Origin of the sequence: Fructilactobacillus florum 8D, from assembly GCF_000512295.1 — a bacterium.
Taxonomy (GTDB): domain Bacteria; phylum Bacillota; class Bacilli; order Lactobacillales; family Lactobacillaceae; genus Fructilactobacillus; species Fructilactobacillus florum.
Genome location: NZ_ALXG01000001.1, coordinates 1 through 11,741, shown reverse-complemented (window position 1 = coordinate 11,741; position 11,741 = coordinate 1). Strand labels below are relative to the sequence as shown.

Here is an 11,741-nt window from a genome sequence, read left to right as displayed (position 1 = left end):
TTGACTGGGGCCTTTTTTGTATACAAAATTTAATTAAGATTTACTGGTACTTTAAAAAGGTTATTGAAAGCTAGCCACTGGTGTAGTAATCTTAAAACAATTTAAATGAGGATGGTGGACAAAGATGACGAAGAAAAAAGTAGTGTTAGCATATTCTGGAGGATTAGATACATCGGTGGCAATTGCTTGGCTAACTGATCAGGGGTATGACGTAGTTGCTTGTTGTGTCAATGTCGGTGAGGAAAAGGATGCCGATTTTATTAAAGAAAAAGCCCTGCGTGTGGGGGCAGTAAGCTCGTACATGATTAACGCTCTTGACGAATATGCTGATCAATATCTGTCTGTGGCATTACAGGCTAATGCCAGATACGAAGGGGTTTATCCGCTAGTTTCAGCTTTGTCTCGTCCACTAATTGCAAAGAAACTAGTTGAGATCGCTCAGCAGGAAAATGCCGATGCAATTGCGCATGGCTGTACTGGAAAGGGAAATGATCAAGTTCGTTTTGAAGTCGCAATTCATGCATTGGCTCCGGATTTGGACGTACTAAGCCCAGTCAGAGATTGGCATTGGTCTCGAGAGGATGAAATTGACTACGCACAGGAACATCAGATTGACATTCCGATTGACATTGATTCACCCTATTCAATTGATAGTAATATTTGGGGACGTGCGAATGAAGCAGGAGTTTTAGAAGATCCGTGGGAAAGTGCCCCAGAGGATGCATATGCAATGACCACCCCGATTAGTAAAACTCCTGACCAACCAACAATCATTGAGCTTGAGTTTTATCACGGACTGCCAGTTAAATTAGACGGGAAATCAGCTTCTTTTGCTAACATCATTGAAAAGCTTAATCAAGTGGCCGGTGAACATGGCATTGGGCGCCTTGACCATATTGAAAACCGGCTGGTTGGAATTAAATCAAGAGAGATTTATGAGACTCCGGGAGCTGCGGTATTATTAGCAGCCCATCAAGAATTGGAAAGTCTAACCTTTGAACGTGAACTAGCGCACTTTAAACCTATTGTAGAAAAACAGATTAGTGAGTTAATTTATAATGGTTTATGGTACTCGCCTCTGATGGAATCACTGCGAGCGTTTGTGATTGCTTCGCAGCAATGTGTCAATGGAATTGTTAAATTAAAACTTTTTAAGGGCACCGTCGTCGTTCTGGGGCGGAAATCCGTTGATTCGTTGTACGATAAAGATTTGGCAACCTATACGTCAGCTGATGCTTTTGATCAAGTAGCTTCGAAAGGTTTTATCAAGTTATGGGGGCTACCAACTAAAGTTGCGGCGGAAGTACGACTACGGAACCAGCAAGCAGGTGGTGCTCATGAGCAGTAATAAATTATGGGGTGGTCGATTTCAAAAACAAGCTGATGAATTAGTGGATCAATTTGGGGCTTCGATTGCTTTTGATCAGGAATTAGCTGATGAAGATTTAGCGGGCTCCCTAGCCCACGTTAAAATGCTCGAAAAAACGAAGATTTTATCATCCCCAGACGTTGCAAAAATTGTTGCGGGATTAGAAGCGATTCGTAGTGATTTACATGCGGGGAAACTAAAATTTACGACTACAAATGAAGATATTCATATGAATATTGAACAAATTTTGACAGATCGGATCGGACCAGTGGCGGGGAAATTGCATACAGCTCGGTCTCGAAATGATCAAGTTGCCACGGATTTCCATCTCTATCTTAAACGTCGACTGCCTAAAATCATTGCAGAAATTAGAACGGTTCAGGAAACTTTAGTGGAACTGGCCGAACGACACGTTACCACAATTATGCCAGGATACACACATTTGCAACACGCCCAGCCGATTTCATATGCACACTATTTGTTGGCCTACTATCAAATGTTTAAACGGGATTGTGAACGATTCGAATTTAACCAACAACATGTAGATCTGCTTCCGCTTGGAGCGGCTGCGTTAGCTGGGACAACCTTTCCAATTGATCGGCAATTCACGGCTCGTGAATTAGGGTTTTCTAAAGTTTATGAAAATTCATTAGATGCCGTTTCCGATCGGGACTTTGCGGTTGAGTTTTTAAGCAACAGTTCGCTATTGTTAATGCATTTGTCTCGTTTTTGTGAGGAACTAAGTATGTGGGTTAGTTTCGAATTCAATTTTTTGGAGCTAAGCGACGCATATACGACTGGTAGTTCCATTATGCCCCAGAAAAAGAATCCTGATATGGCAGAACTCATCCGAGGTAAAAGCGGACGGGTCTATGGTCACCTGTTGGCATTATTGTCGACGTTAAAGTCGTTACCGCTGGCCTATAATAAGGATTTGCAGGAAGACAAAGAAGGGGTTTTTGATACGGTAAAAACCATTTTACCCGCCTTAAGAGTATTTAATGGCATGATTAAAACTTTGACGGTTAAAACTAATCAGATGGAACAAAGTACCACCAACGATTTGTCCAATGCGACGGAATTAGCTGACTATCTGGCGGCTAAGGGGGTGCCGTTTCGGAAAGCTCATGGGATTGTGGGACGGTTAGTCCTCCATTGTCTGCAAACTAAGCAAAACTTGCAGGATCTGTCGCTAGCGGAATTACAGGCAGCTGCTCCTGAAATTGAAGCAGATGTCTATCATGATTTACAACCGGAAGTGGCAGTTGCAAGGAGAAATTCCGAAGGAGGAACTGGTTTCGATCAAGTTCGTAAACAGTTAGCACGTGCCAAAGCGGAGTTGCAAACATTCCAAAAATAAAAAAATGGGAAATAATCGTTACTAGGTAGTTAATTACGACTACGGGTAGCGATTATGTTTGTTTTTGGGACATTTTAAGGCATAATTGAAAATTAATGTTTGTTTATTGGTGAATTCGTGATAAACTGATAAAGATTAATTTTTTATTAACCAAATTAATGATTAGGGAGATGAGATTCAGTGATTAAATCTAAGTCGCACGGCATGATAGTGCCACAGCTTTGTTTGTTGGTCATGGTAGTTTTTGGAGGGATGATGGCTGCCCGCCGAGCGTGCGCTGATGATCAGACACTGAACCGCATCCGTCAGCGGGGAACAATGGTGGTCGGAACTTCACCAGATTATCCCCCCTTTGAATTTCAAATTAATCAGAATGGTAAGCAAACTGATGTCGGGATTGATATTGAGATTGCTAAGCAGATTGCTAAAGATCAAAAAGTTAAATTACAACTAAAAAATATGAGTTTTGCTTCATTGCTGGTTGCAGTTCAAACTGGCAAAGTTGATATGGCAATTGGAGGAATTAATCCAACTCCTGAACGAGCTCAAAATGTTGATTTTTCAAAGATTTATTATAGCGGGGGCCAAAGCTTTTTAATTAATAAAAGTCAAGCTGGTCAGATTAAAAGCAAAAAAGATCTGGAAGGGAAAAAGATCGGCGCCCAATCAGAAGCGCTTCAGTATACCCTTGCTAAAAAAAATATTCCGAAAGCTCAAGTTACTGGAATGGAAAAGACTCCAGATTTAGTCTTAGCGCTTAAAACGCATAAATTAGATGCCGTGGGAGTTGAAAAACCAGTTGCAGCGGCCTATACGTCCAATGATCCGGAGTTAAAGGAAATTGATGCTGGATATCAGCTGGGTAAAAATGATGTTGGAGCAGCCATTGCTGTTCAAAAAGGAAATCCAGCGATGGTCAGGGCATTAAACCAAAGTATTGATCGCATTCATCAGCAGCAGTTAATTCCAGGCTACATTAAGCAAGCGGGAAAGCATATGAAGGCGAATACGCAGAATACTTCAATGTGGCATTACTGGAAATATTTCGCAAATGGGGTTCAATACACGTTAATCATCTCAGTTGTTTCAATCTTTTTTGGGATTATCCTAGGCGTTTTGTTGGCATTATTACGGCTAAGCCGATTTCGGGTTTTCCGGTGGCTATCCATCAGCTATACTGAAGTGGTGCGAGGGACTCCGATGATGGTGCAAGTTTTGTTGGTTTACTTTGGTTTGGGAGTACTGATTAATATTCCAGCTTTAACAGCTGGGATCATCGCAGTCTCATTAAATAGTGGTGCGTATGTAAGTGAAATCATCCGAGGTGGGATTAATTCGGTAGCCAAGGGACAAACTGAAGCCGCTAAAAGTTTGGGACTGAATGCATCAGATACGATGCGCTTTGTTATTCTACCGCAATCCTTCAAAAACATTTGGCCGGCATTGGGAAACGAATTTATTACAATCATTAAAGAAAGTTCGATTGTGTCAATCATTGGAGTAACTGATTTGGTTTACCAATTAAATGTGGTTCGAGCTGATACGTATCGGGGAGTCGCTCCGATTATTGTAGCAATGGTAATTTACTTCGTTATTTCGTTTATTCTAACCAGGATACTTAATTTCTATGAAAGGAGCATGAACCATGGCTAAGGCAGCAACCCAAGTTCCGTTACTTCAAATTAAAAATTTGAAAAAAGATTTTGGTGACCAGCAGATTTTAAAGGGAATTGATGAAACCGTGAACGCTGGTCAAGTTATCTGTATTATTGGACCTTCTGGTTCTGGGAAAAGCACGCTATTAAGATGCTTGAATCATTTGGAACAGCCGACGAGTGGTTCCGTGTTAGTCGACGGAAAAGCGCTACACGATTTTACCAATAAGGAACTAGCTAGTTTGGGTGAACGAATTGGAATGGTGTTTCAAGATTTTAATTTATTTCCTAATTTAACAGTCATTGAAAATGTAAAGCTTGCTCCGAAACGCGTTAAGGGAATGAGTGATCAAGCCGCTGAAGCAGTTGGAATGAAATTATTAGCTCAAGTTGGATTGGCAGAAAAAGCTGCTGTTTACCCAGCTAGCCTATCTGGTGGGCAGGCTCAGCGGGTGGCGATGGCCCGTGCCCTTGCCATGCATCCGGAAGTAATGCTCTTTGATGAACCGACTAGTGCCCTAGATCCTGAAATGGTGGGAGAAGTTCTGCATGTAATGCAGGGTCTAGCAGAGACCGGCATGACGATGGTAGTAGTGACGCATGAAATGGGCTTTGCACGAAAAGTTGCCGATGAAGTTTGGTTTATGGCGGATGGTCAACTACAAGAAAAAGCTGCACCGGAGACACTGTTTTCTGCCCCTGCAACGGACCGGGCTCGTGAATTTATCGATAAAATTATTGAATACTAAGCATCATTTATTTTAGAAGGCTCAAGTTAAAAGGGTGTGGCATTTGCCACACCCTTTTAACTTGGAAGCAGGGAAACTCTTAATGTAATTAACTAGTTACTAAATCTTAATGGTAAGGCGAAGGCATCCAAAAATTATGACAGTTTGCCTTGGTCTTTAATCGAGCGGTAATTAAAGTTTGTAATAATTCGGTTGGGAGCGGTAGCTCATATGGGATTCTAATGACCTTTTTGCCGCAACTTAATTGGAGCCGTTCGATTTCTGCTTGGATGACTTTCATTTCACTGCTGCGTTCAACTCCGATCGCATAGTGAGCAGTGGCTGCGGACAGACCGATAATATAAGTTTTGTGGACGGTGAACATGGGTTGGTTATAACGCATCTCTAGGGTTAACTGGGGAAATTGGTTGTCAATCCAAGTTAAAACGTTTTTAAAGCAGGCCTGGTGGGCTGGATCTTTGATGTTAGCAAGATACGTAGTGAGATTATTCATGAGAGCTCCTAGAATTTAAGAGAGAAGTTGTGTGGCGACTGAGCTTGATAGGGTTGATGGTTTTTTAGATAATCAATCATGAGATTCGGGATGGTTTTTTGACTCTGTCGCTGAATTTTGCTGCTAGCAAACATGGGATAGTTACCCCCGCCGATAGCACGATAGTTATTCATAGCAACAATTAATTGCTGTTCTTCTGTTACCGCCTTTTCATGATAGGTTAAGTACGTTACCCGATGTCCGATGGGTTTACGAATGTCAAATTCGTAATTGATGCCAGTGTATAAATCGTAATTAAATAGCTGGGGCTTCGGCTCACAAAATTTAGGATTAATTTGCAACTGACCACAGTTGATTTGAAAGAAGCTGGCGCATTGCTCCAAGGCTTGGCGTAATTCGCGCCCCGTAACTAATTCGGCGACGGCTAGATTAGGATAGGGATAATTATTGAAGATGTCTCGCAATGTGAGTTTAGTTGGGAAACCATTTAATTCATCATTAAAGAGAGCGGTTGCTGCAATATCAGTATCCACTGCGTCCATTTGGACTTGATTGACAAAAGTTAGGTAAGGATGACCGTGTTGCCGAGCTGTCAAAGGATCTGCAATCCGCATGGAAGCACCAACATGCTCCCCTAGAGACTGGGATAACCAGCCTTGAACCTGGTCTTCTAAAGCGGACGATGGCATGATGTTTGGATCAAGTGGTTCATTTGCCGTTGGTAGCAATTGACTAGTACTACTGACGACATGATGGGCTTGATCTAGGGTTAACTCAATTTCGCCTACGTAAGTCCCGTGAAGTCCAGGTTGAGTATAAGGCACACCGTTTAGATGTCCTGCTAATTTTCGGTGTTGGTGTCCCGTGATTAAAGCGTCAATTCCTGGGATGCTGGTTAATAGACGGTAACCTTCGTTTTCTGTAGTTGCCGGTTCCGTTGCCTGTCCAGTCGTTAGATCTGCTTCGAAACCGCCATGATAGGCAACGATGACAACGTCTGCTAGGGAACGAAGACTTGGAAGCAGGCGAGCGGCCGTGCTCAGGATTGATTCAAATTGTAAATCACCAAGATTTTTGGGAGCTTCCCAGTTGGGAACAAAGGCGGTAGTTAGACCTAGAATGACAATTTTGACCCCTTGTTCTTCGATAATCTGATAGGGCTGATCACTAATCCCGGTCCGATCATGACCATGCAAGTTAGCGCCTAATAATGGATAGTTACGCTGTGATTCAGCATGACGTAAAAATTCAAGTCCAAAATTGAATTCGTGATTTCCTAAAATGCCAGCCTGATAACCAATTTTACTAGTTATTTTCGTTAAGAATGACTGGTCGCTTTGGGGATGATCTGCCAGATAACTGGTTAGTGGCGAACCTTGGATTAAATCACCGTTTTCGACAGCCAGCACCAATTCATCTGGTTGGGATTGGTCTTTGATTCGGCTAATTAGACTGCCAGCTTTAAGTAATCCAAGAGGAGTTGTTTTATCAGGGCTAGAATAGTCAGTCGGATAGATAAACCCATGGACATCGCTGGTTGATAGGATTTTAATTTTCTTTAACATAACGGGGATGATTCCTTTTCAATTGTTTGATGGAGAGCATGACAAGCAAACTCAGTAAGTAACAGCAACTCATGAAAATAACGACGGTTGTAATCGAAGCAACATCCATAATGAAACCGACCAGAACTGGGGTAAAGGTTCCGATGGTTTTGGCAAGTGACATAATCGTGTTATTAGCTGTTGCTCGGTTCTTACTAGAGTATAAACTACTTACTACGGCGCCATAACCACTATACATACCATCAGTTAAAAAGCCGACAATTGTTCCTGCAATAACAAATTCCACGGGATTTTGAGCAAGAATCAAGAGATAGACAGTGGCTGCTGATCCAACTAGATAAAGACCAAACGCTAACCGACTGCCAAAAGTGTCTTGGAGATACCCAAAGACTCCCATTCCGAGAGCCATTCCAATGATGGTAAAGGCCATCCATAATGATGAACTGGCAATGTCAGTATGCATCCGTTCTTGGGCGATGGTTGGCAGCCAATTTATAATGGTAGTATACCCGCCGATATGAATTAAGAACATGATGATAATCCGCAAGGATAGCCAAGTTTCCTTGGGAGTGGCAAACAAGGATTTGACGTCGCCTAGCTTGATTTTGGGAGTTGCAACGGCTTCGGCTCGGTTTTGATTGAAGGTGTTGCTTTCGGGCAGGTGAAAGCGAATAAACCACGCTAAAATTACAGGGATAATCCCAGTAAAGAAGAGCACATGCCAACCATACCGGGGCAGAATCCAGGCGGCCAGTAATGATGAAATGATGGCTCCTAGCTGACCAGCAATCCCAGCGGCAGCTGAGACTCGTCCCATGTACTTCTTTTCAAAGGCTTCACTGAGCATCGTCAGCGCAATACCGTATTCACCACTTGTGCCGATGCCAATGATGATCCGAAAGATACATAGCATGAAAAATGAATTAGTAAAACCCATCCCAGCAGTTCCGATCGCATAGATGAAAATCGACCAGCTGAGGGTTTTAACTCGTCCGAATTTATCAGCTAAAACCCCGAAGCCAACTCCGCCAACTAATGATCCGAGAGCGGTGATTGATGGAAGCAAACCACCTTGCGCCTTTGAGATATGGAGCGTAGCAATGATGGAAGCCAAAGCGAGACCAATTAAAACGGAATCCATTCGTTCGAGAACAAAACCAATCCCCGTTGAGAGGGAGACCCGTTTTTGATACTTTGATAATTGTGAGAAATGCATCTGATGACCTCCAAATAAAAAGTGGTTTAGCTCGTGCTGAGAACAGCTCGACCTAAACCACCTGTGGATGTTCGGTTAGTCAAATCAGAGGCTTGTGGTCTCGCTGAACCAGTTAAAGCTTGTTGATTACATAATATCACTTTTAATATTCGGTGCAATTGACAAAATTAAGCCCTCATAGACTAGCTTAGTTTTTAATCGCTTTGACCCAGGCTTGATAAGCGGTTTCTTCGTTGGTTTGTTGATAGTTAGCTTGGTCAAATTGATGCTGCCAAAGAGCTGTAGTGGGGATCGTGATGTAGCCTAGTGTGGTTGCGTTCGCAATTAATTGGAGTTGATAGTTTTCAGCTCGGCACACAGCGTGAACTTTAACCATGCCGCCAGGATTAAATACAGTTACCAGACGGTCAAAGTCACCCCCCGATTGATTGATAGCGTAGGCGAGACTGGTAGCCGACATACCGGTTCCACAGGCATTGGTAAAGCCAACCCCACGTTCAAAGGTACGCACAAAAAGACGGTTTTCACCTAGAATGGTCGCAAAACTAACATTGACCCCATCGGGAAAATACTGATTTTTAGAATTTAGCCGAGTGCCGAGCTTTTCCAAGCGGTCTGATTGTAAAACTGCTTTGGAAACAAAGCTGATGAGATGTGGATTAGGGACGGCAATGGCAGAAAAACGTAAATCGTGATCTAGGTCTGGTAATGGTTGATTTTGAATGGTTGCAGTGTGCAGGTTTGCAAAGGGGAATGCTGCTTGATTAAACCGAATGGGTCCGATTTCCACCCCAAAAGCAGGAACATTGGGAGCCAGTTCTGGCTCGCTGGTAACGGCTAAATCAGCCTGGTCGGTTTCAACATGGAATTGTTTTTTTTGATAACGTTCCGCCAGATATCGTGTAACCGTTCGTAGACCATTACCACACATGGAGGCGCGACTCCCATCGGCGTTGATGACAATCATTTTTCCGAGACAATCAGGATGGGTCGAATTAGTCACAACCAGGATTCCGTCGATATTTTTAAAGACCGGATTAGCGCTTTTTTGACAGGCAACGGCTAATTTAGCAATGGATGATAACGAGGGTTGCTTTTCAAACTGGGTAAGATCGAATAAGAAAAAGGTATTTTCGGAGCCATGAACTTTAAGTAATTTGACCATGGGAAGTCCTTTCTGTGAACTAGACAATGCGATTGTTGTCAAAGAAGTATTGATAAATTAATTTGACGGCTTGCTCGGCGTCAGCTTCGTTGGTGCCAAGCATGATCGAGATTTTCGAAGCGCCCTGATTAATCATTTGGATGTTGATGTCATGTTCCGTTAACGGATGCACGATTTTTTCAATGGTAGTCGGGCTAAGTTGCATTCCTTCTCCAACAATCATAATAATCGCATAGTTATTAATCCATTGTAGTTGATCTGGATGCAGGAGTGCTTGGACTTCCTTTGTAATTTGGGTTCGTTTAGTTGTCGTGAGGTGCTGATTATCAAAAATGATTGTTAGGTCATCGATCCCAGAAGGCATGTGTTCATAGGAAATATCGTATTTATACAAAATATGGAGGAGCTTCAACGTGAACCCCACTTCCTTATTAAGTAGGTAACGGTGAAGATATAAAGCCGAGAATCCTTTAGAACTAGCTACCCCCGTCACAAGTCCGGCGGGATGAAAGTTTTTTTCTGGGACGATCATAGTGCCAGGGCGTTCGGGATGATTAGTGTTTTTGACATTGATGGGCACGCCTGCAGCAATGGCCGGGAGCAGGGCTTCGTCGTGAAATACGGAGAAGCCGGCATAAGAAAGTTCTCGCATTTCTCGATAGGTCATCACTTTAATGCTTTGGGGATGGGAAATAATATGCGGATCTACAGCGTAGATCGCATTAACATCCGTAAAGTTCTCATAGACGCTGGCATGCAGACCGTTGGCAACAATCGAACCGGTAATATCAGATCCGCCCCGTGAGAAAGTTGCAATCTCACCGTTGGGCGTAATCCCAAAAAATCCCGGGAAAACTAGATAATCTGAGCTTTCTCGGTAAGGAGCTAAGTGTTTGTAAGTTTCTGGAAGGATGTGGGCGTCACCGGGATCATTACTGACCGTGATGCCGACCTGACGGGGGTCCATAAACTTAGTGGGCAATCCTTGGTGGATCAGAATTTGACTAAGTAAATAAGCATTTAAATATTCACCGTGGGCGGTAAAAGCGGCGATCAGATAGGCCTGGTTCTTAAAAGTTTTTTGTGGTAATTGGGTCAAACATTGTTTGATAAAAGGCATTGCAAGCTCAGCCACTCCCAGTGGCTGGGCAATTGCTTGGTAGCGGGCAATGATTTTGGCTAAGACTTGCTGATAGTCTTGTTGCTGCAAAACGAGTTGAGCGTAGGTTGCTAACAAATCAGTAACTTTAGGATCTCCGCTAAACCGGCAGCCCGGTGCAGAGACTACAACGGCGGTTCTTTCTGGATCGGCAGTAATAATCTTGATAATCTGGTTAAAGTGGTCGGCATCTGCTAGTGACGTACCGCCGAATTTACATACTTTCATTATTCAAAACCTCTTTCAAGCTATTATTAGAAAAAATAACATCAAATTTTTAAATTAGCAAATAAAATTTATGAAGTTTTGAAAAATTTGAGAGAGTAGCAAAAATTTTGTGGTGATTAAATTGAAAAAATAAAGTTTCCCGATAAAAAAGTCGCTCGGATGCTTAAGCTCTGCTGGGATTATTGACATAGGAATATAACGATGTTTAATTAAAGTTATGTTAATTTTAACTTAGAACATGGTTATAACTTTTAAAAATTGGATTTTTAATAGGATGATCATAGAAATTTTCATCGATTTTAAAGTTTTGAATTTCTTTGAGGTGGATAATTCGTATGCAAGACATATCAGACAAGTTAGTAAAATTAAGAAAACATAAAAAAATAACTCAAGAACAATTAGCTAGTAGTTTGCATGTATCTAGAAAAACTATTTCAAATTGGGAAAACAAACGTGGTATTCCAGACTTGGATTCTTTAAATCTTATCTGTAATATTTTTAATATTCCTTTAACCTATTTTTCAGAAAAAGTAGAGGATTGTTACATAGATAACAACTCAACGATTGGCAAAAAAAGCTTCAATAATACTAAAACGGAAATTATGAAATATACTTTTTATTTTAATCTAATATTAACTGTAGTTAGTGCAGTTAATCTGTTCATAATTGGTAAATATCACTTAACGTTTATAACTCCGTTATTAATATTAAATTTATGCGTTTTTTTTTCCTACTATGGTGGCATCTCGAAAAATTTTAAATTAAACCGCAAAAAAATAATT

General features: G+C 41.8%; 10 protein-coding genes. 5 read left to right on the top strand and 5 right to left on the bottom strand.

Translation table 11 applies throughout. The annotated features are described in order from the left end of the window. The first annotated feature begins 124 nt into the window (after window positions 1-124). From B808_RS00050 to B808_RS00035, 4 genes are all read left to right on the top strand, one after another. Entirely contained in the window at window positions 125-1,348 is a 1,224-nt protein-coding gene (locus B808_RS00050; RefSeq protein ID WP_009167085.1) for an argininosuccinate synthase, read from the top strand. Next, window positions 1,338-2,729 carry an argininosuccinate lyase gene (argH, locus tag B808_RS00045; protein ID WP_009167084.1) on the top strand — a complete coding sequence of 464 codons (1,392 nt, stop codon included), beginning with the start codon at window positions 1,338-1,340 and terminating at the stop codon, window positions 2,727-2,729. Before B808_RS00050 ends, argH begins: the two co-directional genes overlap by 11 nt. Window positions 2,730-2,963: 234 nt before the next feature. Further along, on the top strand, window positions 2,964-4,382 hold the full coding sequence (locus B808_RS00040) for an ABC transporter substrate-binding protein/permease (RefSeq protein ID WP_225349205.1): 1,419 nt from the start codon (window positions 2,964-2,966) through the stop codon (window positions 4,380-4,382). Then, window positions 4,375-5,133, top strand: coding sequence for an amino acid ABC transporter ATP-binding protein (locus B808_RS00035; protein ID WP_035421161.1), 759 nt, complete (start codon window positions 4,375-4,377; stop codon window positions 5,131-5,133). Before B808_RS00040 ends, B808_RS00035 begins: the two co-directional genes overlap by 8 nt. Before the next feature lie 106 nt (window positions 5,134-5,239). On the opposite strand, the gene B808_RS00030 is transcribed toward B808_RS00035, so the two are convergent. The 5 genes from B808_RS00030 to B808_RS00010 all read right to left on the bottom strand — a co-directional run bounded on the left by B808_RS00030 (window position 5,240) and on the right by B808_RS00010 (window position 10,959). Next, on the bottom strand, window positions 5,240-5,626 hold the full coding sequence (locus B808_RS00030) for an iron chaperone (RefSeq protein ID WP_009167081.1): 387 nt from the start codon (window positions 5,624-5,626) through the stop codon (window positions 5,240-5,242). Between the two features lie 8 nt (window positions 5,627-5,634). Next, window positions 5,635-7,191, bottom strand: coding sequence for a bifunctional metallophosphatase/5'-nucleotidase (locus B808_RS00025; protein ID WP_009167080.1), 1,557 nt, complete (start codon window positions 7,189-7,191; stop codon window positions 5,635-5,637). Beyond that, complete coding sequence (locus B808_RS00020) at window positions 7,175-8,407, bottom strand: MFS transporter (RefSeq protein WP_009167079.1); 1,233 nt, start codon at window positions 8,405-8,407, stop codon at window positions 7,175-7,177. The genes B808_RS00025 and B808_RS00020 overlap by 17 nt, the downstream gene beginning before the upstream one ends. Window positions 8,408-8,594: 187 nt before the next feature. Continuing rightward, window positions 8,595-9,572 (bottom strand): diaminopimelate epimerase, encoded by a 978-nt coding sequence (dapF, locus tag B808_RS00015; RefSeq protein WP_009167078.1) that lies wholly within the window; start codon window positions 9,570-9,572, stop codon window positions 8,595-8,597. A 19-nt stretch (window positions 9,573-9,591) separates the two neighbouring features. Next, window positions 9,592-10,959 carry an aspartate kinase gene (locus B808_RS00010; protein ID WP_035421157.1) on the bottom strand — a complete coding sequence of 456 codons (1,368 nt, stop codon included), beginning with the start codon at window positions 10,957-10,959 and terminating at the stop codon, window positions 9,592-9,594. Window positions 10,960-11,294: 335 nt separating this feature from the next. Here B808_RS00010 and B808_RS06310 point away from each other — a divergent pair. Then, window positions 11,295-11,741, top strand: a 447-nt coding sequence (locus B808_RS06310; RefSeq protein WP_051393763.1) for a helix-turn-helix domain-containing protein, incomplete at its 3' end; no start/stop codon positions are given.